Raw genomic sequence first — 23297 nt, 5'->3', positions numbered from 1 at the left:
ATCGTCCCGATGGCACTACCCTCCAGTGCGATGATGCTGATGCCTGATTTTTTCCCGTTCGACCCAGAGAGCGCCGATTATGAAAATCGATGATATGGACGCCTTCGTCGCCGTCATTCGTTGCCAGTCCACCAACCTTGCCGCCGAGGCCCTGCAACTGACGCAGCCGGCCATCACCCGCCGGGTGCAGAATTTCGAGGAAGACCTCGGCGCCACCCTCCTCGACCGCAACACCAAGCCGCTCAAGCCCACCCCCATGGGCTTGCGGGTCTATGAGCAGTGCAAGGCGATCCTGCGCGAGATAGACTCGCTGCGTGAACTGGTAGCCAACGACGGCGCGCCGTCGGGCACCTTGCGCCTGGGTGTGCCGCAGACATTGGGCGACGTTGTGCTGCTCGACGCCCTGGCACAGATCCGTGAGGCCTACCCCCAACTGCGCACCCAGGTCACCAGCGGCTGGGGTAGCAGCCTGATCGCGCGCATGGAAAACGGTGAACTGGACGCTGCCGCGGCCCTGTTCCCGCCTGGCAAGATTTTCCCCGAAGGGATCGCCAGCCAGTCGATCGCGCGCATGCCGCTGAGGGTGGTCACGGCCAAGGGCAGCGCCGGCAAGCGCAGCTACAAGCTCAAGGACTGCTACACCCGCGGCTGGGTGCTGAACCCGGATGGCTGTGGCTTCCGCGCCGGGCTGCAACGGGCACTGAGTGAGCAAGGGCTGAGCCTGTCGATCAACCTCGAAACCTTCGGCACCGAGTTGCAACTGGGGCTGGTCGCCAACGGCCAGGGCCTGGGACTGGTTCCCGAGCCGCTGCTGCAGTCCAGCCGGCACCGCAGTGCGCTGGATGTACTGAATATCAGCGATTTCAAGCCGCAGGTGGATCTGTGGCTGTTCCATCCGCGCTACCTGGGTAATTTACAGGAGCCGGTGGAGCTTTTTGGTGAGGTCGCGGGACATCGGTTGTTGGGTTGAGCTCACTGGCCTGTGGGGCCTTGCGTGGCGAAAGGGCTGCAACGCAGCCCAAGCAATAAATGCAAATTACGCATAACAAACAAAAGTCTAAATTATTAAAACTGATAATTAGCATAGAACTAAAAAGCCTTTTACAGCCTTCATCCATACGAATACGGTCTTAGGCAACGCACCGTCATTCAGGGATGAGCCTCATGAGTCAACCGTCCGACAGCGCTCTCGCCGAGCTGACGCTGGCCCTCGCGGCAAACGCCGAGCGCTACGACCGCAGCGCCCAGTTCCCCCAGGACAACTTCCACTTGCTGCACCGCCACGGGCTGCTCGCCCTCACCGTACCCCGTGCCTTCGGCGGAGGCGGCGCGGACCTTGCCAGCGCCCGCCGGGTGATCGGCGCGGTCGGCAAGGGTGACCCGGCCACCGCGCTGATCCTGGTGATGCAATACCTGCAGCATTTTCGCCTGCAGGACGAAGCGCGCTGGCCCGAGCCTCTGCGCCAGCGCGTGGCTTATGATGCCGTGCGGCACGGCGCGCTGATCAACGCCCTGCGCGTCGAACCTGAACTGGGAACTCCGGCCCGTGGTGGCCTGCCCGCCACCGTGGCGCGACGCACGGCCGAAGGCTGGCGCTTGAACGGGCGAAAGATCTACTCCACCGGCAGCCACGGCCTGACCTGGTACCTGGTGTGGGGCCGCAGCGACGACACCGACCCGTTGGTCGGCGGCTTCCTTGTGCACCGCGACACGCCTGGCATCACGATCATCGATGACTGGGACCACTTGGGCATGCGCGCCACTTGCAGCCACGAAGTGCGCTTCGACGATGTGCTGATTCCCCTCGACCACGCCGTCAGCGTCAGCCCCGCCAGTGCCCCGAAGGCCGAACTCGACGGCGAGAGCCTACTGTGGATGGCGGTGTTACTGCCGGCCGTATACGACGGCGTGGCCCGCGCCGCGCGCGACTGGCTGGCGGGCTTTCTCAAGCAGCGCACACCTTCCAACCTGGGAGCGCCGCTGGCCAGCCTGCCACGCTTCCAGCATGTACTGGGCCGCATCGACACCCTGCTGTTCGCCAACCAGAGCCTGCTCGACGGTGCCGCCGCCGGGCACATCTCACCCCAGCATGCCGGGCAGCTCAAGCATCTGGTCAGCGCCAACGCCATCCAGGCCGTGGAACTGGCCATCGAGGCCGCCGGCAATCCCGGGCTGTCGCGGCGCAACCCGCTGGAGCGCCACTACCGCGATGTACTTTGCAGCCGGATCCACACCCCACAGGACGATGTGGTGTTCGGCCAGGTCGGCCGTGCCGCGCTGACGGAGGTACAGGCATGAACCACTCGATCATCGCCAGCCAGCTCGACGACCAGGCCAACCAGCACCTGCGCGAACACTTGCCAGGCCATGAAGTCATTGATATCTCACCCGACCAGCTGGCTGTCGAAGCCCCCGCCGATGTGTTAATCCTGCGCCCGATCAATGTGCGTGGGCGACGCGTAGGCACCCCGCCACCCGGGTGGCCCTGGGGCCTGAAGTGGGTGCAACTGGTGTCTTCGGGCATCGACTTCTACCCCGACTGGGTGTTCCAGGGGGCAACGGTAACCAGCGGCAAAGGCGCCAACGCCGAACAAGTGGCCGAGTTTGCCCTGGCTTTGGTGTTCGCCGCCGCCAAGCAACTGCCCGGTCTGTGGGTCAAGGACGCCGACTGGCGCCTGACCCCGCTGGCCCCCTTGCGTGGTCGCACCCTGGGCATCCTCGGCTTCGGCAGTATCGGCCAGAGCCTGGCGCGCAAGGCCGTGGCCCTGGGGCTTCGGGTTCTGGCCCTGAGCCGCCCCGGCCAGGGCATCGCAGACATCCCTGGCGTAGAACCTGTGGCCGACCTGCGACAGCTGTTCGCCGGCAGCGACCATCTGGTGCTGGCCGCCCCGCTCACTGCGGCCACCCGTGGCCTGATCGACCGCCAGGTCCTGGCCTATGCCCGCCCCGGCCTGCACCTGATCAACATTGCCCGCGGCGGCTTGCTCGACCAACAGGCCCTGCTCGACGCCCTGGACAGCGGCTTGATCGGCCGGGCCAGCCTGGATGTCACCGAACCCGAGCCACTGCCGGCAGGCCACCCGTTGTACCACCACCCACGGGTGTTCCTGTCACCGCACACCTCGGCCATTTCCGAGGACGGTTACCCGGCCTTTCTCGATGCCTTCATCGCCAACTTCCACCGCTACCGCGAGCAGGCGCCCCTGGCCAACCTGGTCGACACGGCGCGCGGCTACTGATTACCGGAGAGCCCCATGAGTTCACTGTCTGCCTTCACCACCAGCAACTGCAACGTACGCGACCGGGTCAGCGCCGAAGAGTGGGAGGTGCGGGTCAAGCTGGCCGCCGCTTACCGTCTGGCTGCGCTGCTGCGCTGGACCGACCACATCTACACGCACTTCTCGGTCCGCGTGCCGGGGCCGCATGAGCATTTTCTGATAAACGCCTTCGGCCTGCTGTTCGACGAAATTACCGCCTCCAACCTGGTCAAGGTCGACGTCGACGGCGCGATCATCGACGACCCGCTGGGGCTGGGCATCAATCAGGCCGGGTATGTCATTCACAGCGCCATCCACCGCGCACGGCCTGATCTCAAGGCTGTGCTGCACACCCATACTCGCGACGGCGCGGCGGTGTCCGCCCAGCGCGACGGGTTGCTGCCGATCTCCCAGCACGCCTTGGCCTACTACAGCCGCGTGGTTTACCACGACTACGAAGGCGTCGCCCTGGACCTGGACGAGCAAGCACGGCTGGTGGCCAATCTGGGCGACAGCAACATTCTTATTTTGCGCAACCACGGGCTGCTGACCGGAGGTGTCAGCGTGGAACACGCGTTCCGTGAGCTGCACGGGCTGGAGCGGGCCTGCAACATCCAGGTCGCCGCCCAGGCCGGGGGCAACGACCAACTGTTACATGCGTCAAAGGCGGCGATTGCCAAGGTGCATGAGCAGTCCAAGCGGTTTTCCGATGGCCAGGGGGAAGGTATCCAACGGCATTGGGATGCGCTGATTCGGCAGTTGGATCGCGAGGGCCTCGACTACCAGGACTGACTCCAAGGCACCTTTTGCCTGTTCCGGCGAACCGGCCGGAACAGGAGAGCCCCATTCATTGAAGGATCCATCCCATGCCCCCACTGCACCAACTGCTCGCGATCGGCACCCTGGCCCTGGGCCTCACCGCTTGCTCGCCGGCCGACAACACCTCAACCAGCAAGACCCTCAACATCGCCTTCTGGGGTGACAACACCACGCTGGTCAGCGTCGACCCCTTTCAGGTCTACTGGCTCGAACACCGCGTGCTGCTGCGCAACGTCGTCGAGTCGCTCACTGACCAAGACCCGCAGACCGGTCGCATCATCCCGTGGCTGGCGAAAACCTGGGAGGTCGGTGCCGATGCCCTGAGCTATACCTTCCACCTGCGCGAGGACGTCACCTTCAGCAACGGCGAACGCTTCGATGCTCACGCCGTGAAAACTGCCTTCGACAGCAACAAAGCGTTCGCCAGCCAGTTGCCGGCCACCTTCGGTGCCACCTACCTGGCCGGCTACGACCACGCCGAGGTGATCGACGACTTCACCGTGCGCCTGGTCCTGGCAAAACCCAACGCGGGTTTCCTTCAGGCCACGTCCACCACCAACCTGGCCATTCTCGCCCCGGCCTCGTACCGGTTGAGCGCGCAGCAACGCTCGCTGGGCAAGATCATCGGTACCGGGCCATTCACCCTCGATCACTACACCCCGGAGGTCGGCGCACGCCTGCTCAAGCGTGCCGATTACGCCTGGCCCTCGGCCAATGTGCGCAACCAGGGCGCGGCGTACCTGGATGCCGTGGACATCAGCTACATCCCCGAAGAGAGTGTGCGCAACGGCCTGTTCCTGCAAGGCAAGGTCGACATCCTGTGGCCACGCAACCCGTTCTCGGAAGTCGACCTGAAGCTGTTTCAGTCCAAGGGCGCGACCATCCAGAGCCGTTCGCTGCCAGGCCCGGCGCTGAACCTCTACCCCAACACCCGCAACGACCGCCTGCTCGGTGACCGCCAAGTGCGCCTGGCGCTGCAGAAGGCCATCGACCGCACCAGCTACGCGCACACCGTCTACAACACTGCGTTCCCGGTGGTGAGTGGCGTATACGACGTCACCACACCGTTCTTCAAAGCCCAAACCGACAAGCTCGCCTACGACCCCAAAGGCGCCGAGCAACTGCTCGACGCCGCTGGCTGGCACAAAGGCGACGACGGCTACCGGCACAAGAACGGCCAGCGCCTGACGCTGCGCTACAACCTCACACCCGCCGAAAGCGCCGGTGACGTGCTGGTACAGGACCAACTGCGCAAAGTGGGCATCGACCTCAAGCTGAACGTACTGACCCGCGCCGAATGGGTGACCGGCAACTCGACAGGCGCCTACGACCTCACCTCCACCTACATGACCCGCGCCGACCCGATCATCCTGCAGACCATCCTCGACCCGCGCGCCGCCAACAGCGCCACGCTCGCCACCAACACCTACGAGCCCGACACCCTGGCCAAAGCTCAGGCGCTGTTCGACAGCGGTATCACCGCCACTGCCGACACGCAACGGGCCCAGGCCTACGGCCAACTGCAGGACCTGCTGGTCGACGAAGCGTCGGCGTTCCCGCTGTACGAGCGCGTCTGGCAGGCCGCCACCGCGCCGCGGGTCAAGCACTTCCACTGGACCGCCGAAGGCTTCGCCCTGCTCAGTGACATCCAGGTCGGCCAGCCATGAGACGCTACCTGATCGGCCGCGTCGGCCAGGCCCTGCTGGTGTTGTGGGGGGCTTATACCATCACCTACTTCATCCTCTACCTGCTGCCCGGCGACACCTTGGCGATCATGCTGAGCGCCTCCGGCATGGAAGCCGACGGCCTGTCGCCCGAGGACCTGGCCAAAGCACGCACTTACTATGGGCTGGACAAAGGCTTGTTCGAGCAGTATTTCGACCTGCTGTGGCGGGCCCTGCACGGCGACCTTGGCCAATCGCTGTCGCTGGGCCGACCGGTCACGGCACTGTTGGCCGAGCGCCTGCCGCAGACCCTGGCCCTGGCCGGTGCCGCCATTGCCCTGTCGCTGTTGGCGGGTGTCGGCCTTGCCTGTCTGACCGCCTACCTGCAATGGCGTCCACTGAAGACTGCACTGGCGCGCCTGCCCTCGCTGGGCTTCTCGGTGCCGGTGTTCTGGATGGGCCTGCTGCTGATCCAGGTGTTCGCTTTCGCGTTGGGCTGGTTTCCGGCCACGGGCAGTCAAGGCCTGGCCAGCCTGGTGCTGCCGGCCATCACCCTGGCGATCCCCAGCGCTGCGGTGTACGCCCAGGTGCTGCAACGCGGCTTTCAGGGGGTGTGGCAGGAGCCGTACATCACCACCGCCTTCGCCAAGGGCCTTAGCCGGGCCCAGGTTCAGGCACGCCATGGCCTGCGCAACGCAGCGCTGCCGCTATTGACGCTGGTCGGCCTGCAAGTCGGCAATACCGTGTCCGGGGCTGTATTGGTGGAAACCATCTTCTCGCGCAACGGCGTCGGCCGTCTGGCCCAGGAGGCCGTGCTGCGCCAGGACATACCCGTGGTGCTGGCGATCGTCGGGGCGTCGGCTGCGGCCTTCGTGGTGGTGAACCTGCTCGTCGATCTGTTCTATCCCTACCTCGACCCGCGCATCACCCACACCGCGAAGGTGAACTGAGATGACCCTCGACATACCCCTGTCACCCCTCGACACCGCGCCCTCCGAGCCCCGCCCTGCCGCCACCTGGAGGCGTCGCACGCGTTGGCAGCGCGCACACCAGATGTTGGCCCCGCTGCTGCGCCGACCCGGTTTCAGCCTGGCGCTGCTGATCGTAATGTTCGCCCTGCTTTGCGCGCTGGCCCCGCACTGGCTCAGCAGCTTCGATCCCTACGCCACCGCACCCGCCGACAAGCTCAGTCCACCCAGCCTGGCGCACTGGTTCGGCACCGACGAACTGGGCCGCGACCTCTACACCCGGGTGGTGTACGGCGCGCGCCTGTCGGTGCTCGCCGCCCTGCTGGCGGTGGCCATCGCCTTGCTGGGCGGCTTGGGCCTGGGCGTGCTGGCCGGTTTTGCCGGCGGGCGCGTCGACGCGGCGCTGATGCGCCTGATCGACGTATTGCTGGCCCTGCCCGGCCTGCTGTTGGCCCTGGCCATCGTCACCGCCATTGGCTTCGGCACCGTGCCGGTGGCCGTCGCCGTGGGCGTCGGCATCCTGCCCGGTTTTGCCCGCACCACCCGAGCCGAAGTGCTGCGGATCAAGACCCTGCCCTTTGTGGAAGCCGCACGCCTGTGCGGTGCCAGCTGGGCACGCACCCTGCTGCGCCATGTACTGCCCAATGCCTGGAGCCCGGTAGCGGTGCTCGCCACCCTGGACTTCGGCGCTGCCATCCTGGCCACGGCCGGGCTGAGTTTCCTCGGCTTTGGCGCGGCGCCACCCGCCGCGGAATGGGGCACGCTGATTGCCAACGGCCGTCACTTCCTCATCACCGCCCCTTGGCTATCCCTGCTACCGGGGCTGTTCGTGGTGGCCGTGGTGTTCAGCCTCAACCACCTGGCGCGCAGCGCCGAGGAGCATGCCCGATGAGCCAGTCACCCCTGATCGAGGTCCGCGACCTAAGCGTCAGCTACAGCTTCGCCGGGCAACGCAGCCAGGCCCTGCGCCAGCTGTCGTTCAGCCTGGCCCAGGGCGAGACCCTGGCGGTGGTGGGCGAGTCAGGCTCGGGCAAATCGACCCTGGCCAACGCCCTGCTTGGTCTGTTGCCGGGCAATGCACGCATCGACCAAGGCCAGTTATGGGTCGATGGTGTCGATATGGCGCAAGCCAGCGAACGCGCCAGGCGCCAGTTGCGCGGGCGCACCATCGGCCTGGTGCCGCAAGACCCAATGGTCAGCCTTAACCCCACCCAACGGATCGGCCAGCAAATCGCCGAGGCGCTGCAGCTGGCGCGTGGACGACGCTATCCAGGCCAAGAGGCCGAGGTGCTGGCGCTGCTGGACCAGGTCGGCCTCGACGAGCCGGCGCTGCGTGCGCGGCAGTACCCCCATGAGCTGTCCGGCGGCATGCGCCAGCGGGTGCTGATTGCCATCGCCCTGGCCGGCGAGCCACGGTTGATCATCGCCGACGAGCCCACCAGTGCGCTGGACGTGACCGTGCAGCGGCGTATTCTCGATCACCTGCAACTGCTGGTCGCCGAGCGTGGCATCTCGCTGCTGATCATCACCCATGATCTGGGCATGGCCTGTGACCGCGCCGACCGCCTGCTGGTGATGAAGCAGGGTGAGCAGGTCGAACACGGCTCGCCCCGGCAGATCCTCTGGGGCGCCCGGCAACCCTACACCCGCGCCCTGCTCGATGCCGCGCCGGCCTTCGTGCCACGGCGCAGGCCAGCCGCACCGCGGGGCCAGACGCCCCTGCTGCGCCTGAGCCATGTCGGCAAACGGTTCGAGCTGCCCGGCAAAAACGCGCGCTACACCGCCCTGCACGACCTGAGCCTTGAACTGCATGCCGGGCAGACCCTGGCGATTGTCGGCGAATCCGGCTCGGGCAAGAGCACCGCCCTGCGCATCGCCCTGGGCCTGGAGAAGCCCAGTCAAGGGCAGGTGGTGTTCGCCGGCGAGGACGTCACCGATTACACCTGGAGCCAGTTCCGCCCCTTGCGCCGGCGTATCCAGCTGGTGCAGCAAAACCCGTTCGCCGCGCTCGACCCGCGTTTCACCGTGTTCGACAGCATCGTCGAGCCGCTGGTCTCTTTCGGCCTGCTCCGGGGCGAGGCACTGGAGCGCAAGGCCCGCGAGCTGATCACACGGGTGCAATTGCCAGTGCAGTTCCTCGATCGCCTGCCCAGGGAATTGTCAGGTGGCCAGCGCCAACGCGTGGCGATTGCACGGGCGTTGGCACTGGAGCCAGAGGTGCTGCTGCTCGATGAGCCAGTCAGTGCACTGGACGTGTCTGTGCAGGCGCAGATCCTCGCCCTGCTGGACGAATTGCAGCGCGAGCTCGGCATGGCCTATGTGCTGGTCTCCCATGACCTGGCGGTGGTGGCGAGCATGGCAGACCAGGTGCTGGTGCTACGGCGCGGGCAGGTGGTCGAGCAAGGGCCGGCGCTGCAGGTGCTCAGCAAGTCGGCCAGCGCCTACACACGGGCGCTGATCGACGCGATACCAGGGCATTCACGCAGCGTGTTGCCCGTGGCGATTTAACGGTTGTGCCGTGCGGCACTGACGTGTTGCACGGATCGACCCTTGGTGCACATCTGAAAAGAGGTATTGACCATGAGTAAACGGCAGGTCCATCTCGGCGCCATGATCCACGGCGTCGGCCACAAAAGGAGTTCCATTGCATGAGCCTCGAATTCATTGGCCTGATCGGCCCCCATGAAAGCAGCGAATCACAGGCGCCGCGCGGACCGCAGGTTGACCTGGGCTTCATCAAGGCCTTCGCCCAGGCCCAGGAGTACGCCGGCTTCGACAAGGCCCTGCTGGCGGTGAATACCAGCGCGCCAGACTCGATGATTCTCGCCAGCTACGTGGCCGCGCTCACCGAGCGCATCGGCCTGCTGGTGGCACACCGCCCCGGCTTCCAGGCACCGACCTTCGCTGCCCGCCAATTCGCCACCCTCGACCAGCTCAGCCGCGGCCGTGCTTCGATCAACGTGATAACCGGTGGCGACAGCGGCGACCTGCAGCGCGACGGTGACTTTCTCGACAAAGATGCCCGCTACGCACGTACCGACGAGTACCTCGATGTGCTGCGTAACACCTGGACCCAGACGTCGCCCTTCGACCACCACGGCGACCACTACCGGGTAGAGGACAACCTGACCTTGGTCAAACCCGTGGGCAAGCTGCCGGTGTACTTCTCCGGCGCCTCGGACGCGGCGGTAGAAGTCGCGGCCAAGCATGCCGACGTCTACATGATGTGGGGCGAGCCGCTGGAGCAGGTGCGCGAACGCATCGCCCAGGTGCGCAAGGCCGCCGCTCGCCATGGGCGTGAGCAGCACATTCGCTTCAGCCTGTCGCTGCGGCCGATCCTGGGGGCCACCGAGGAGGAAGCCTGGGCCCGCGCTGAACGCATCCTGGCCGATGCACAGCAGCGTATTGGCATCCGCCAGGGCAACCGCCGCGAGAAGAATTCCGGCAAGAGCAACGTGGGGTCCGAACGCCTGGTGCAACTGGCCAGTCAGCGCAAGGTCCACGACACTCGGCTGTGGACAGAGATTGCCGCACTGGGTGGCGGGGCCGGTAATTCCACCTCGCTGGTCGGTACCGCCGAACAGGTCGCCGAAGCGACGCTGGCGTACTACGACCTGGGCGTGAGCACGTTCCTGTTCCGTGGCTTCGATCAGTTGCGTGATGCCGTGGAGTATGGGCAGGCGCTGATTCCGCGGATTCGGGCGCTGGTAGCAGACCAGGAAGCCGGTCGCAGCACCCGCAGCGCCTGATCTGCACCGGCCTCTTCGCGACCAAGGACGTTCCTACAGGTGATTGAAGATCCCTGTAGGAACGGTTGTTAGCCGCGAAGAGGCCGGCCCAGGCGATCTAGCGGCCAGACCGCGGTATCGCCAACCCCAAGCTTTCCCGAAGGGTCGTGCCCTCATACGCCGTGCGATACACCCCACGTGCCTGCAGCAACGGTACCACTTCTTCGGTAAACCGCCGGAACTGGCCAGGATGACCAATGTAGATATTGAACCCATCCAGCGCCCGCGCTTCGAACCACTCGGCCATCTTCGCCGCCACGGTTTCGGCCGAACCAACGAAGGCCCCTGGCCGTAACTGACGGCCAAACTCAACAGCCTGACGCAGACTGAAGGCCTTGTCCCGCGCCTGGTCGGCAATACGCTTGGCATTCGTGAAAAAGCTGCTCCGTGCAAACTCCAGGCTCTCTTGCGGGAACGGGGCATCCAGGTCGTACTGGCTGAAATCATGCCAGCCGAAGTTGCGCCCGAATTCCTTCAACGCCAGTTCGAAACTGTGGTCGGCCTGATGGTAATGGCGCTCGATCTCACGGGCGTGGGCGTCGTTGTCACCCACGTAGATCTCCGCGCCGGGCAATACCAGCAACTGCTCCGGGTCGCGACCCAGGCGCGCGGCGCGGCGTTTGATGTCGCGGTAGAAGGCCTGGCCCTGCTCGATGCTGGCGGCGTGGGTGAACACCACATCAGCCGTGGCGGCCCCGAGCGCTCGGCCTTGTTCGGAATCGCCCGCCTGGAAGATCACCGGCTGCCCCTGGGGCGAGCGCTGGATGTTAAGCGGGCCGACGACCGAGAAATGCTTACCCTTGTGGTTGAGCGCATGCAGCTTGGTCGGGTCGAGGAACCGGCCACTGGCCCGATCACGGGGGAAAGCATCGTCTTCGTACGACTGCCACAGCCCCTGCACGACTTGCACATGCTCCTCGGCACGGGCGTAACGGGTGTCGTAGTCATAATGCTCGTCGAGCCCGTAGTTACCGGCAGTGCCGGCATCGCCGCTGGTGACCACGTTCCACCCTGCACGGCCCTTGCTGATCAGGTCCAGCGAAGCCAGGCGGCGGGCGACGTTGAAGGGCGCGTTGTAAGAAGTGGTAAGGGTACCCACCAGGCCGATATGGCGGGTGCTGACCGCCAGAGCCGAGAGCAGGGTCAACGGTTCCAGCCGATTGAGATAGTGCGAAGGCGAGCCGGGGGTGATGAACTGGCTGTCGACGATGAACATCAGGTCGAACAACGCGGCTTCCGCCTGCCGGGCGATGGCGATGTACCAGTCGATGTTCACGCTGGCGTCGGCGGGCAGTTCGGGGTCGAGCCACAGGTTGTGCCGGCCCGGGCCGCCACTGCCCATGGTCAGGGCGCCAAGTTTGATCTGTCGTTTGCTCATGGGAGTTCCTGTTGGATGGTCCATATCTGAATGCCGCCGCGGTCCTTGCGCAGCGGCCTAGTTATTGCCGAACGCTGCGTTGAACGAGGTATCGAACAGGCTTTGCGCCGGGTATGCCTTGATCAGCCCGAGCCCGGAGAAGAAATCCACGGTTTTCTGCGCATCGGCGATCACCTGCGGGTCCAGCGGCGCGAGGTCGGTGCGTGCACGGGCGAACCAGGCACGGGCGATGTCGCGATCAGCACGGGTGAGCTTGGCCCACGCGTCGGCGTAGGCCTCGGTATTGGCAGGGGCACTCAGGGTCCAGTCACGGGCCTTTTTCAGGCGCTGGAGGAAATCGGCGATCTGCGCACGCTTGAGTTCCACCGCCTTGCTGTTGGCGACCACGAAGCTCTGCGCCGGGATTACCCCATCGGCGGTGGCCAGCACCCGGGCGCCCTGCCGCTCCTGTTGAGTGACGTAAGGCTCCCAGGTGGCGATCACATCCACCGAACCACCGTCCAAGGCGTGGGATGCATCCAGCGCACTGAGGTAACGCAGCTCCACGGCATCACGCGGCACCCCGGCCTTGTCCAGGGCACTGAAAAGCAATTGCTGGCTCCACGAGCCTTTCCAGATGGCCGCGCGTTTGCCGCGCAGGTCCTGCAGGCTATGGATCGGCGAATCCTTGCGCGCCAGGATGGCCACGCCTTCGAGGTTCTGCCGGCTGACCGCAATCACCTTGATCGGCGCCCCCAAGGCACCGAGGAACAGAGGCGGCGCGTCGCCCAGCAGGCCGATATCGAGACTGCCGACGTTGAGCGCTTCGGCCACCGGGGAGCCTGCGGTGAACTGCTTCCACTCCAGGGTGTAAGGCAGTTGTTCTAGCACGCCGGCGGCTTCCATCACGGCACGAGCGTTGTAACTCTGGTCACCGACCACCAGGGTCTGGGCGGCGGCGGCAAGGCTGAAAGTGGTGGCCAACACGGTGGCGGCCAGCTGTTTGAAGTAACGCACGTTCGTCTCCAGATACCCGCTTGGGGCATGTGAGGCGATCCGCGCGTGCGGTCTCGTCTGTGATTGTTTATAGCTCCGAGGTATTAACGGAGTATTCTTTATAATCTAATCAGTGTCACCCATCCTGTGAAATGCACGTTGGGTATATCCTCATGCCTTTCACTGCGGCAATTTCAAAAGAAACGGTCCATTCTGTAAATGCATATTTTGCATATTAGCTTATGTTTATTTTGCATTTTGAGAATAGAAAAAAGGTTTGCTAGGGTTAACTGAAACCTGAGAGCAGAGCCTGAACCATGACCGAACCCCTGCGCCCGCAGCGCTTGCGCCACTTCATCGACCACCTCGCCACGCTGCTTGACCAAAAGCCTGACGAAGCCACCCTGCTCGACGCAGGCCAAGGCCTGCTGGCCGAGCTGGTCGCCCATGACGACTGGCTGCCGGACGACCTCGCCCAGCCCGACCCGCAGCGCTATCAGCAATACCTGCTGCACTGCGACTCGCGCCAACGTTTCTCGGTGGTGAGCTTCGTCTGGGGCCCGGGGCAGCAAACACCGATCCACGACCACCGGGTCTGGGGGCTGATCGGCATGCTGCGCGGTGCCGAGCACGCTCAGGGCTTCGTGCGTGACGCCAGGGGCGCTTTGTTGCCAGAGGGGGCCCCCATCCGTCTGATGCCCGGCCAGGTGGAAGCGGTGTCGCCGCGCATCGGCGACATTCATCAGGTGAGCAATGCGTTCGCCGACCAGGTATCGATCAGCATTCACGTCTATGGCGGCAACATCGGCGCCGTCAAGCGCGCGGTGTACGCCTTGGATGGCAGCGAAAAACCGTTTGTCTCCGGCTATTCCAATACCCGCCTGCCAAACATCTGGGACCTGTCCAAAGAGAACCCTGCCCCATGAGCACCGTCACCACCCGCCGTTACCACGACATCCGCCGTGCTTTACTGGCCAAGGAGGAGCTGGCCCTGATCGACGTACGCGAAGAAGACCCTTTCGCCCAGGCCCATCCGCTGTTCGCGGCCAACATACCCCTGTCGAAACTGGAGCTGGAAATCTTCGCCCGCGTACCCCGGCGGGACACCGCCCTCACCGTCTACGATGACGGTGAGGGGCTCGCCGCTGTCGCCGCGCAGCGCTTACTGGCCTTGGGCTACGTCAATGTTGCCGTGCTTGATGGCGGCCTTGCCGGCTGGCGCGCTGCGGGCGGCGAGTTGTTTCGTGATGTCAACGTGCCAAGCAAAGCTTTCGGCGAACTGGTGGAGAGCGTGCGCCACACGCCTTCGCTGGCTGCCGAACAGGTCAAGGCGCTGCTTGATGGACAGGCCAATGTGGTGGTCCTCGATGCCCGCCGTTTCGACGAATACCAGACCATGAGCATCCCCGGCGGCATCAGCGTGCCTGGCGCCGAACTGGTGCTGCGCGTGGCCGAACTGGCGCCTGACCCGGCGACCCAGGTGATCGTCAACTGTGCCGGGCGCACCCGTAGCATCATCGGCACCCAGTCGCTGATCAATGCCGGCATTCCCAATCCGGTGGCGGCCCTGCGCAATGGCACCATCGGCTGGACCCTGGCGGGGCAGCAACTGGCTCATGGTCAGGACCGCCGCTTTGCCGAGGTCACCGCGGTTACCCGCGCCAACGCCGCCGGCCAGGCCCGGGCGGTAGCAGACCGCGCCGGCGTGCTGCGCCTGGACCGCGCCGGGCTGGGCCAGTGGCAGGCCGACACGCAGCGCACCCTCTACCTGTTCGATGTGCGTACGACCGAGGAATACAGCGCCGGTCATCTGCCGGGCAGCCGCCCGGTGCCCGGCGGGCAACTGGTTCAAGAGACCGACCACGTCGCCAGTGTGCGCGGGGCGCGCATCGCGCTGGTGGACGACGATGGCGTGCGCGCCAACATGAGCGCCTCGTGGCTGGCACAGATGGGCTGGCAAGTCGCTGTGGTCGACGGGCTGACTGCAGCGGACTTCAGCGACCGGGGCGAATGGCAACCGCCGCTGCCCGAATTGCCGGAGGCCAGCGAAATAACCGTCGAGCAACTGGCCAGCTGGCTGCAGGAAGACGGCACCGTAGTACTGGACTTCACCGCCAGTGCCAATTACGTCAAGCGCCATATCCCGGGCGCGTACTGGGCGATCCGTGCCCAGCTGGCCGACGCCCTGGAACGGCCGCCCGAGGCCCGCCGTTATGTGTTGACCTGTGGCAGCAGCCTGCTGGCGCGTTTCGCCGCGCGCGACCTGCAGACGCTGACCCGCACGCCGGTTTACGTGCTCGCAGGAGGCACCGCACGCTGGATCGCCGCCGGTCTTCGATTGGAAGGCGGTGAGGCCCGCCTTGCCGTACCGCGCAGCGATCGCTACCGGCGTCCCTATGAAGGCACAGACAACCCACACGAGGCGATGCAGGGCTACCTGGACTGGGAATTTGGCCTGATTGCGCAGCTTGAGCGCGATGGCACTCATGGTTTCAGGGTGCTTTGAACCGTATCCACGGTGGTATCTGAAACGACGCGCTGGATCGAAAGCGGGCCTGGACGGCCGAAAGCTTTCGAACCAGACGCGTTACAACGGTAATAACCGTTGCTGGTCGGCTCTCGTCGATACACAACGCTTGATGAGTGATGATCAACGGAGCCTGTACCAGATACTCAGTGGTGGGTCTGAAACATCACATTAGAAATGCACCTTGATCAATGCACTCAACGCGTTCTGATCGGTCGGAAAGCCGTGGCTGTCTTCGATGCCATATTTGTCGGACCAATAGTCCCATTCGATCCCGGCATAGAAACGCGCCGGCGCTTGCCCCATCGCCTTACCGACGTCGTACTTGATCTGGGGGTTGAAGTGGAAACTCTTGGCTACGTAGTTCGAGGTACCCTTCGTCCCCACATCATTGACGTACCACTCCAGATAACCGTCGAACAAAATGTCTGAGCGGCCGAGCGGTATCGTCATGGCCCAGGTCGGGTTGATCTGCCACTGTCCAGACGCTTTACCGGTTACCCCATCGGGCTTGCGGTAGTAAGTGTTGAGTGAAAAACGATCAAATCCAGGCAGGTTCAGGTCAACAGCGGGCCCAAGCAGGTACTTTCGATTGCGCCCTTCTCCGCGCTCATAGGTGGCAGCGATCAACACATCCTTGACGATGCCATAGCTGAGACGGTGACCACTGATTTTGCCGAGCGACAGTCGCGGTGAAAACTCGCCGTAATAGGTGTAGCCATCGTTGCCGGACAAGCCGTTGGACCACTTGTTATCAACGAACAAGAACATGTCGCCCCACGTCCAGCCACTGGCGTGCTCGAAGGTGATGGTTTGCTGGATATCGTTGCCGGTGCCATCGACTTTATAACCGTGACCGTAGAGGTAGCTGAGGCTGTTGTTGCTCCACATCAGCGGATTCGCCTGGGCACTGCCAGTGGCCAACGCGCAGAGTGGGACGACGCTGTGAAGCAGCCAGGAAAGAGCGTTCGGTTTCATTTGCATCCCTTGGGTCGTGATTGTTGGTTTTCGCCAGCAAGGGGATGCAGCAGCGGACGACCTCTCCTCTGGCCCCGGCTCATGCCGAGGCGCCACCCTTGCCGGGGGAGCGGCGCAAGGCCGCCAGAGCAATGTCCCATGCCATCTTTGGGCACTGACCGCTTCTACTCGAGTTAGCGCAAAGCAGGGCGCGTGCCAACTAATCGGATACACGTAAATTGCTTATTGTGAGCAATCCCAAGCATCAATGAACACCATCCCACCAGAACATTGCGCACTTTATTAGTGCTCAATCGGTACGTTCTGCACCTTCTCAACTCACGCGTCAGTGCCGGCCCCCTCGGGTGCGGGTCGCTACACCGCAAAGTCAGCGGTTTCATGAAATTGGCATGCTTCTGGCTTCTTGTATCAGCGAGTAGAAGCGGTCAGTGCCAGGCATGGCATGGGGCATTGCTCTTGCGTCCTTCGGGGCGTACATCCGAGCGGATGTTTGAACGAGGCTATGGCAGCCCCGGGCAAGAGAGCAATGTCAGTCGCCAGTTCACGCCCTTTTGCTTCGCGACGCCATTCTCTTCCCCCGTTCTCTCCGCCCGGCTCCTTCGCTGTCGCGCTATCCGGCGCACGGCGGTTTTTTGAATCGGGGTGAAGAACACATGATGAAAACGCGTTTTGCCTTGGCTCGCCCGTTACGCTCGCTGTTGGCAGCAGCGTTGCTCCCCACCACGCTGACGATCGCTCCGCTGGCGATCGCTGGCGACAAAGTGGTGTTGCTGACCTCTTGGTATGCTCAGGCCGAACAGGGCGGCTTCTACCAGGCACTGGCCGATGGGTTGTACGAAAAGGAAGGCCTGGATGTGTCCATCCGAATGGGGGGACCACAGGTCAATGGCATGCAACTGCTGGTCAGCAAGCAAGCTGATTTCATCGTCAACTATGACCTGCAGATTCTAAAAAGTGTCGAGCAAGGCCTGCCAGTGGTCGCAGTGGCTGCGCCCTTCCAGGGAGACCCGCAAGGGTTGATGACCCACGCGGACGTCAGCGGACTTGATGCTCTCGGTGGCAAGCCTGTGCTGGTGTCCACTTCGGGCCAGCAAACCTGGTGGCCTTGGCTGAAGGGTAAATATCAATTGGCTGACAACCAGGCGCGGCCTTACACCTTCAACCTGCAACCCTTTCTAGCCGACCCGCAAACCACACAACAGGCGTATGCCAGCTCGGAACTGTTCCAGGCGATAAAGGCAGGCGTGACCCCTAACTTTTTCCTCTTCGCAGATGCCGGTTATCCACCCTACGGATCCACCGTGGTCACCCGTCAAGACATCATCGCTGAGCACCCGGAGCGGGTAGCAGGTTTCGTGCGCGCGTCCATGGAGGGTTGGAAGCGCTATCTGGATGACCCCAGCGCCGGCAATGCACTGATCAAGCGCGACAACCCCAACATGACCGATGAACTGCTGGCCTGGGGCGTCTCGACCCTCAAGCAGTACCGCCTGATCACCGGTGGAGAGGCCGCAACCCAGGGGATCGGCACCATGACTGACAGCCGCTGGCAAGCGACCCGCGACTTCATGGTCGAGGCGGGTCTGCTCGGTCCCGACGCACCTTGGCGCAACGCGTATACCACGCGCTTTGTGCAAGACCTGAAGGTACTCCCTGAGGCCGAGCAGGTCGGCAGCCGCTGAACACCATAACAAGCTCAACGCTGTGAGGAATCCTGATTATGTTGGTTACCAAACAACCTGTATTGCGCCGTTTCTGGTATGCCCTGCTCCCCATGACAGCCCTCGAAGACGGCCCAAAGCCATTCACCCTTCTGGGTGAAGCGCTGGTGTTGTGGAAGCGTCCCGATGGTACCCCGGTGGCAATGCGGGACCGCTGCTGCCACCGCACCGCCAAACTGTCCAAAGGCTTCGTCAGTGCTGAAGGCAATATCGCCTGCGGGTATCACGGCTGGGAATACGACTGCACCGGCACGTGCGTGAAGATCCCGCAGAATCCCACCGGCGCTATTCCTCCGGGTGCCGTGGTGAAGGCTTATCACTGCCAGGAAAAGTACGGCTATGCCTGGGTCAGCCTGGACGACCCGCTACAACCGATCCCTGAGTTCCCGGAAGACGGCGCCCCCGGTTACCGACGCATCTTCCAGTTTTACGAAGAGTGGAAGACCAGCCCGCTGCGGGTCATGGAGAATTCCTTCGACAACTCGCACTTTTCCTTCGTGCACAAGGCCAATTTCGGCTTGTTCGACCAGCCGCAACCGGCCAGTTACGAGTTTCGCGAAACCGATTATGGCTTCGAAGCCGAGACCCGCGTGCCGATCCGCAACCCCGAGGCAAGCTTCCGTATCACCGGTACGACCGAGCCGATTACCCAGCGGCACCTGCTCAACCGCTATTACCTGCCCTTCTCCCGGCGCTTCGGCTGCATGTATCCGGACAGCGGTATCCATCACATCATCTACAACTGCGCCACGCCCATCGACGACAACCGACTGATGCTCGTGCAGTGGTTGTATCGCAACGACAGCGAAGAGCAATGCTCGACCCAGGAACTGATCGACTGGGACGCAGCGATCACAGCCGAAGACCGCGACATCCTGGAGGCTACCGATCCTGACGCATGTGTCGACATCCGGCGCAGGGTGGAACTGCACATGCCATCGGACAAGCCTGGGTTGGTTATCCGTCGGCAACTACTGGGTCTGCTTGAAGCCCATGGCGAAAGCGAAGTGTTCCTCAGCCACTGACACTTGCCCAACGCCCCGGTGCGCCGGGGCATACACCACCGCTCATGACCCACGGGGAGAGCGCTATGTTGATGCAGATCCTATCCAAGGCCGACGTCCAGCCGCAGGCCCTGCCGAACACCATCGGTGTGGACACTCCTTTGTTCGCCAATCAGGTGGAAAAAACCTACAGCAATGGCACCCATGCCTTGAGCCGCGTGAAACTGGCGATCGAACGCGGCGAGTTCGTCTCGCTCTTGGGCCCGTCGGGGTGTGGCAAAAGCACCCTGCTGAAAATGTTCGCCGGGCTCGAACAGCCCTCCGCCGGCCATGTGCGCTGGTGGGGCAAGGATGCCCCGGGTACGGACCACCACGCAGGCACACCGGGGCGCAGCCTGGCCATGGTGTTCCAGGAAGCCACCCTGATGCCATGGGCCAAAGTGCACGACAACGTGCGCTTGCCCCTGGACTTGGCTGGCGCCCCCAAGGCCCAGAGCCAGCCCAAGGTGCAAGCCGCCCTGGAACTGGTGGGGCTGGGCAAGTTCGGCGACGTTTACCCGCGGGAGCTCTCCGGCGGTATGCAGATGCGCGCCTCCATTGCCCGGGCATTAGCCACCGAACCCAATCTGCTGCTGATGGACGAACCCTTCGGCGCTCTGGACGAGTTCACCCGCAACAAGCTCGATAGCGACCTGCGCCAGCTCTGGCTCCAGCGCGACCTGACGGTGGTATTCGTGACCCACAGCATCTTCGAGGCGGTGTACCTGTCTTCGCGGGTGATCGTGATGGGCGCGCGTCCCGGTCGGGTGATCGCCGATGTAATCATCGACGGCCCACTGGAGCGCGACGAGGCATACCGCACTTCACCGGCGTTCATCGAGCAATGCGCGCACCTGTCCCGACTCCTGGCCCAGGCCAATGGCGACCCTTCCTGAGAGCATCATCATGAGCCGACCCTCTACTCCCTGGCTACGCCACCCTTCTGTACTACGCATCGTTTCACCATTACTGGTTGGCGCCTTGCTGCTCGGCGTCTGGCAACTGGCATGCATCGCCTGGAAAGTCCCGGTGTACCTGGTACCGTCACCAGCCGATATCGGCCGCACCCTGGTCGCCGATGGCCCGATGCTGCTGGGGGCACTGTGGATGACCCTGAAGATCACTTTCCTGTCATTCGCCCTCGCCGTGGTCATCGGCACGCTGGCGGCGTTCGTGTTCGTGCAGAGCCGCGTCGTGGAGGCCAGTCTGTTTCCCTACGCGATCCTGCTGCAGGTAACGCCGGTGGTGGCCATCGCGCCGTTGATCATCATCTGGTGCAGCGACACGACCTTGGCGTTGGTGATCTGCGCCACGCTGGTGGCGATCTTCCCGATCATCGCCAACACCGTCCTGGGCCTGCGCAGCGTCAACCCTGGCCTGCTCAACCTGTTCCACCTGAACCGCGCCAGCCGCTGGCAAGTGCTGTTGCGCCTGCGCATTCCCAGCGCCTTACCGTGCTTTTTCGCTGGCCTGCGCATCGCCAGCGGCTTGGCATTGATCGGCGCGGTGGTGGCCGAGTTCGTCGCCGGTACGGGTGGCACGGGCGCGGGCCTGGCGTATCAGATCCTGCAAGCGGGATTCCAGCTCAACATCCCCCGCCTATTCGCCGCCCTGGTGTTGATCGCCCTGACCGGCGTGGCGCTGTTCAGCCTGATGGCTTTGCTGGCTCGTTTGAGCCTGCGCCACTGGCACGAAAGCGAGCTGGGCTGAGTTCCATGCGAAACGCCGTACTGCCTATGGAGACGAACATGAAACACACCAACAGCTGGCTGATCCGTAACGCCAGCGCCATCCTCACTGGCCTGCGTGGCGGCGCCGCGCGCCATGTGGGGCCGGACATCCGCATCACCCAAGGGCGTATCGCTGCCCTGGGCTCGCTGCAACCGTTACCCGGTGAGCAAGTGCTCGATGCCACCGATTGCGTGGTGTATCCAGGCTGGGTGAACACCCATCATCATCTGTTCCAGTCCTTGCTCAAGGGCATTCCCGCTGGCATCGACCAGAGCCTTGGTGCCTGGTTGGGGGCCGTGCCCTATCGCTATCGCGGGCTGTTCGATGAGCACAGTTTCCGCTTGGCCGCACGGGTCGGGCTGGTGGAGCTGGCCCGCTCCGGCTGCAGCACGGTGGCCGACCATCATTACCTGTACTTGCCAGGCATGGCCTTCGACAGCGCACAGATCCTCTTCGAAGAGGCCAAGCGCCTGGGGCTGCGCTTCGTCCTTTGCCGGGGCGGCGCAACCCAGGTACGTCAGGCTGAAGGCCCCGCGACAGCCGGACCTGAGACCCTCACGCAGTACCTGGACGATGTTCAGCGCTTGGTACAGGTCTACCATGATCCCGCCGACGATGCCTGGCGCCGTGTGGTAATGGCACCGACCAGCCCGCCCTACTCCATGCCGCCCGAGCACCTGCGCGAGACCGCCCGCGCCGCACGCCGCCTGGGCATCCGCCTGCACAGCCATTTGAGCGAAACCGTGGAGTACCAGAACGAAGTCCATGATCGCCACCGCCTCTCGCCCGTGGTGTTCTGCGCGGAGCAGGAATGGCTCGGGCCGGACGTGTGGTTCGCGCACCTGGTCAAGCTGAGCGCCGAAGAAATCCAGCTGCTGGGCGCCACCGGCACCGGCATCGCCCACTGCCCACAAAGCAATGGCCGGCTTGGCAGTGGTATCGCAGATATCGTTGCCATGGAGGCCGCAGGCATGTCGGTCTCGATCGGCGTGGATGGCGCTGCCTCCAACGAAGCCTGCGACATGATCAGCGAAACCCACGCCGCCTGGCTGATGCAAAGGGCCAAGGCTGGCGAACGCGCCATGGCCCGCCATGCTGGCGGCGATCTGGAGGGTGGTGCCCATGTCACCAGCGTGGAGGACGTTGTGCGCTGGGGCACAGCAGGTGGCGCCCAGGTGCTGGGCCTGGACGCCATCGGCACGCTGCAGGTCGGCATGGCGGCGGACCTGGCGATCTACCGCCTCGATCAACCCCGCTACTTCGGTCTGCACGATCTGGGTATCGCGCCAGTGGTAGGCGGTGGCCGTCCGACGCTGCGGGCATTGCTGGTAGGCGGCCGCCTGAGCGTGGAAAACGATGCGATTCCTGGCCTGGACCTCGCCGAATTGGGCAGCCAGGCACGCCAGGCTGTACTTCATCTGCAACAGGCCGCGGGGGTACGCGCATGAGCTGGACACCTCTGCAGGTGCGGGCCCTGCGCCTCGAAGCCGAAGACGTGCTGGGTGTCGAACTGGCCCCGCCGGGTCCAGCTTCCCTGCCCTTCGACTGGGCACCCGGTGCTCATGTGGACCTGCGCCTGGGCAATGGCGTGGTACGCCAATACTCAGTGGTCAGCCTGCCCGAGGACGGTCATGTATACCTGGGCATCAAGCGCGAAAAAGCCTCCCGCGGCGGCTCGCAATGGCTGCACGAGCACCTGCGGCTGGGTGCCCGGGTGGAGGTGGGCCTGCCGCGTAATCTCTTTAGCCTGCAACCTGGCACAGGACAGGTCGTCTTGGTGGCCGCAGGCATAGGAATCACGCCACTGCTCGCCATGTACCGGCAATGCCAAGCGCAAGGTCGGTCGGTGCGCTTGCTGTTTTTCACCCGCGATGCCAAACAGGTGCCTTTTATCCAGTACCTCGATGCGAATACCGAGGTTCATGCAGGCTTGCGCGCCCCGATGATCGCCGGGTACCTGGAGGAACACCTGCCGGCCTGGGACGGCAGCGCAAGCCTCTATTGCTGTGGCCCTGCCGGTTTCATGGCGTGTGTCGAACAGGTCGCGCTGGCAAGCGGCTGGCCAACCACGGCGCTTCACCGCGAACATTTCCAGGCCACAGAGCCCACCTTGCACGTCGAGCGTCACTGCACGCTGGTGCTACAGCGCAGTCGTCTCCAGGTCGAGGTGCAACCGGGCGAAAGTTTGGTACAGGCGGCATCGCGGGCGGGCGTGGAGCTACCCGTGTCATGTGGAATGGGTATCTGCGGCGCCTGTGTCAGCCGGGTCATCGAGGGGGCGCCTGATCACCGCGACGAGTACCTCAGCGATGCCCAGCGCAACAGCGGAGAATGGATAACGCCCTGCGTATCGGGCTGCCACAGCGCCCGGTTGGTGCTGGACATTTGACCATCGCCCGCAGCTGCCCGACGGCCAACGGCTGACGGCAGCTGCGCACGTCCCCTCCT

20 protein-coding genes are annotated in these 23297 nt (G+C 64.0%); 17 read left to right on the top strand and 3 right to left on the bottom strand.

Annotated elements, in window-relative coordinates; translation table 11 throughout:
* The first annotated feature begins 79 nt into the window (after positions 1–79).
* The 9 genes from C4Q27_RS26440 (at position 80) to C4Q27_RS26400 (ending at position 10457) form a co-directional block, all read left to right on the top strand.
* Positions 80–970, top strand: a complete 891-nt coding sequence (locus C4Q27_RS26440) for a LysR family transcriptional regulator (RefSeq protein ID WP_020190852.1) — start codon at positions 80–82, stop codon at positions 968–970.
* Between the two features lie 194 nt (positions 971–1164).
* Entirely contained in the window at positions 1165–2298 is a 1134-nt protein-coding gene (locus C4Q27_RS26435; protein ID WP_064492014.1) for an acyl-CoA dehydrogenase family protein, read from the top strand.
* Positions 2295–3239, top strand: coding sequence for a D-isomer specific 2-hydroxyacid dehydrogenase family protein (locus tag C4Q27_RS26430; protein WP_064492013.1), 945 nt, complete (start codon positions 2295–2297; stop codon positions 3237–3239). Before C4Q27_RS26435 ends, C4Q27_RS26430 begins: the two co-directional genes overlap by 4 nt.
* A 15-nt stretch (positions 3240–3254) precedes the next feature.
* Positions 3255–4049, top strand: coding sequence for a class II aldolase/adducin family protein (locus tag C4Q27_RS26425; RefSeq protein WP_064492012.1), 795 nt, complete (start codon positions 3255–3257; stop codon positions 4047–4049).
* A gap of 74 nt (positions 4050–4123) precedes the next feature.
* Positions 4124–5743 (top strand): ABC transporter substrate-binding protein, encoded by a 1620-nt coding sequence (locus tag C4Q27_RS26420; RefSeq protein WP_064492011.1) that lies wholly within the window; start codon positions 4124–4126, stop codon positions 5741–5743.
* A complete protein-coding gene (locus C4Q27_RS26415) occupies positions 5740–6690 on the top strand; it encodes an ABC transporter permease (RefSeq protein ID WP_010954106.1) in 951 nt (316 codons plus the stop codon). The genes C4Q27_RS26420 and C4Q27_RS26415 overlap by 4 nt, the downstream gene beginning before the upstream one ends.
* A gap of 1 nt (position 6691) precedes the next feature.
* Entirely contained in the window at positions 6692–7600 is a 909-nt protein-coding gene (locus C4Q27_RS26410; RefSeq protein WP_064492010.1) for an ABC transporter permease, read from the top strand.
* A complete protein-coding gene (locus C4Q27_RS26405; RefSeq protein ID WP_064492009.1) occupies positions 7597–9216 on the top strand; it encodes an ABC transporter ATP-binding protein in 1620 nt (539 codons plus the stop codon). Before C4Q27_RS26410 ends, C4Q27_RS26405 begins: the two co-directional genes overlap by 4 nt.
* A 140-nt stretch (positions 9217–9356) precedes the next feature.
* Positions 9357–10457: an LLM class flavin-dependent oxidoreductase gene (locus tag C4Q27_RS26400; RefSeq protein WP_104887635.1), complete on the top strand. Its 1101-nt coding sequence runs from the start codon at positions 9357–9359 to the stop codon at positions 10455–10457.
* A 97-nt stretch (positions 10458–10554) separates the two neighbouring features.
* Here the strand turns inward: C4Q27_RS26400 and C4Q27_RS26395 are convergent, their stop codons facing one another.
* Complete coding sequence (locus C4Q27_RS26395; RefSeq protein ID WP_010954102.1) at positions 10555–11874, bottom strand: LLM class flavin-dependent oxidoreductase; 1320 nt, start codon at positions 11872–11874, stop codon at positions 10555–10557.
* A gap of 57 nt (positions 11875–11931) precedes the next feature.
* Positions 11932–12870 (bottom strand): ABC transporter substrate-binding protein, encoded by a 939-nt coding sequence (locus C4Q27_RS26390; RefSeq protein ID WP_010954101.1) that lies wholly within the window; start codon positions 12868–12870, stop codon positions 11932–11934.
* 296 nt (positions 12871–13166) lie between these two features.
* On the opposite strand from C4Q27_RS26390, the gene C4Q27_RS26385 reads away from it, so the two are divergent.
* Positions 13167–13775 carry a cysteine dioxygenase gene (locus C4Q27_RS26385; protein ID WP_104887634.1) on the top strand — a complete coding sequence of 203 codons (609 nt, stop codon included), beginning with the start codon at positions 13167–13169 and terminating at the stop codon, positions 13773–13775.
* Positions 13772–15355, top strand: a complete 1584-nt coding sequence (locus tag C4Q27_RS26380; RefSeq protein ID WP_104887633.1) for a rhodanese-related sulfurtransferase — start codon at positions 13772–13774, stop codon at positions 15353–15355. Before C4Q27_RS26385 ends, C4Q27_RS26380 begins: the two co-directional genes overlap by 4 nt.
* 192 nt (positions 15356–15547) lie before the next feature.
* Here the strand turns inward: C4Q27_RS26380 and C4Q27_RS26375 are convergent, their stop codons facing one another.
* Positions 15548–16354: a hypothetical protein gene (locus C4Q27_RS26375; protein WP_177410027.1), complete on the bottom strand. Its 807-nt coding sequence runs from the start codon at positions 16352–16354 to the stop codon at positions 15548–15550.
* A gap of 656 nt (positions 16355–17010) precedes the next feature.
* Here C4Q27_RS26375 and C4Q27_RS26370 point away from each other — a divergent pair.
* The 6 genes from C4Q27_RS26370 to C4Q27_RS26345 all read left to right on the top strand — a co-directional run bounded on the left by C4Q27_RS26370 (position 17011) and on the right by C4Q27_RS26345 (position 23238).
* Positions 17011–18036 carry an ABC transporter substrate-binding protein gene (locus tag C4Q27_RS26370; protein WP_104887631.1) on the top strand — a complete coding sequence of 342 codons (1026 nt, stop codon included), beginning with the start codon at positions 17011–17013 and terminating at the stop codon, positions 18034–18036.
* 38 nt (positions 18037–18074) lie between these two features.
* Complete coding sequence (locus C4Q27_RS26365; RefSeq protein ID WP_104887630.1) at positions 18075–19100, top strand: aromatic ring-hydroxylating dioxygenase subunit alpha; 1026 nt, start codon at positions 18075–18077, stop codon at positions 19098–19100.
* 65 nt (positions 19101–19165) lie between these two features.
* Entirely contained in the window at positions 19166–20014 is an 849-nt protein-coding gene (locus C4Q27_RS26360; protein WP_104887629.1) for an ABC transporter ATP-binding protein, read from the top strand.
* 85 nt (positions 20015–20099) lie between these two features.
* Entirely contained in the window at positions 20100–20828 is a 729-nt protein-coding gene (locus C4Q27_RS26355; RefSeq protein ID WP_014862030.1) for an ABC transporter permease, read from the top strand.
* A 38-nt stretch (positions 20829–20866) separates the two neighbouring features.
* Complete coding sequence (locus tag C4Q27_RS26350) at positions 20867–22297, top strand: amidohydrolase family protein (protein ID WP_064492004.1); 1431 nt, start codon at positions 20867–20869, stop codon at positions 22295–22297.
* Positions 22294–23238 carry a PDR/VanB family oxidoreductase gene (locus C4Q27_RS26345; protein WP_104887628.1) on the top strand — a complete coding sequence of 315 codons (945 nt, stop codon included), beginning with the start codon at positions 22294–22296 and terminating at the stop codon, positions 23236–23238. Before C4Q27_RS26350 ends, C4Q27_RS26345 begins: the two co-directional genes overlap by 4 nt.
* The last annotated feature ends 59 nt before the right edge of the window (positions 23239–23297 follow it).

Origin of the sequence: Pseudomonas sp. SWI36, assembly GCF_002948105.1 — a bacterium.
GTDB lineage: Bacteria > Pseudomonadota > Gammaproteobacteria > Pseudomonadales > Pseudomonadaceae > Aquipseudomonas > Aquipseudomonas alloputida.
This window is presented reverse-complemented; position numbering and strand designations above follow the sequence as displayed.

Bases quoted from the DNA above. Each gene is read 5' to 3' on its own strand.
- C4Q27_RS26410 (WP_064492010.1), top strand. From the start codon at position 6,692: ATGACCCTCGACATACCCCTGTCACCCCTCGACACCGCGCCCTCCGAG.
- C4Q27_RS26375 (WP_177410027.1), bottom strand. From the start codon at position 16,354: ATGAAACCGAACGCTCTTTCCTGGCTGCTTCACAGCGTCGTCCCACTC.
- C4Q27_RS26420 (WP_064492011.1), top strand. From the start codon at position 4,124: ATGCCCCCACTGCACCAACTGCTCGCGATCGGCACCCTGGCCCTGGGC.
- C4Q27_RS26415 (WP_010954106.1), top strand. From the start codon at position 5,740: ATGAGACGCTACCTGATCGGCCGCGTCGGCCAGGCCCTGCTGGTGTTG.
- C4Q27_RS26440 (WP_020190852.1), top strand. From the start codon at position 80: ATGAAAATCGATGATATGGACGCCTTCGTCGCCGTCATTCGTTGCCAG.
- C4Q27_RS26405 (WP_064492009.1), top strand. From the start codon at position 7,597: ATGAGCCAGTCACCCCTGATCGAGGTCCGCGACCTAAGCGTCAGCTAC.
- C4Q27_RS26395 (WP_010954102.1), bottom strand. From the start codon at position 11,874: ATGAGCAAACGACAGATCAAACTTGGCGCCCTGACCATGGGCAGTGGC.
- C4Q27_RS26435 (WP_064492014.1), top strand. From the start codon at position 1,165: ATGAGTCAACCGTCCGACAGCGCTCTCGCCGAGCTGACGCTGGCCCTC.
- C4Q27_RS26385 (WP_104887634.1), top strand. From the start codon at position 13,167: ATGACCGAACCCCTGCGCCCGCAGCGCTTGCGCCACTTCATCGACCAC.
- C4Q27_RS26400 (WP_104887635.1), top strand. From the start codon at position 9,357: ATGAGCCTCGAATTCATTGGCCTGATCGGCCCCCATGAAAGCAGCGAA.
- C4Q27_RS26365 (WP_104887630.1), top strand. From the start codon at position 18,075: ATGTTGGTTACCAAACAACCTGTATTGCGCCGTTTCTGGTATGCCCTG.
- C4Q27_RS26350 (WP_064492004.1), top strand. From the start codon at position 20,867: ATGAAACACACCAACAGCTGGCTGATCCGTAACGCCAGCGCCATCCTC.
- C4Q27_RS26425 (WP_064492012.1), top strand. From the start codon at position 3,255: ATGAGTTCACTGTCTGCCTTCACCACCAGCAACTGCAACGTACGCGAC.
- C4Q27_RS26370 (WP_104887631.1), top strand. From the start codon at position 17,011: ATGAAAACGCGTTTTGCCTTGGCTCGCCCGTTACGCTCGCTGTTGGCA.
- C4Q27_RS26360 (WP_104887629.1), top strand. From the start codon at position 19,166: ATGTTGATGCAGATCCTATCCAAGGCCGACGTCCAGCCGCAGGCCCTG.
- C4Q27_RS26430 (WP_064492013.1), top strand. From the start codon at position 2,295: ATGAACCACTCGATCATCGCCAGCCAGCTCGACGACCAGGCCAACCAG.
- C4Q27_RS26345 (WP_104887628.1), top strand. From the start codon at position 22,294: ATGAGCTGGACACCTCTGCAGGTGCGGGCCCTGCGCCTCGAAGCCGAA.
- C4Q27_RS26380 (WP_104887633.1), top strand. From the start codon at position 13,772: ATGAGCACCGTCACCACCCGCCGTTACCACGACATCCGCCGTGCTTTA.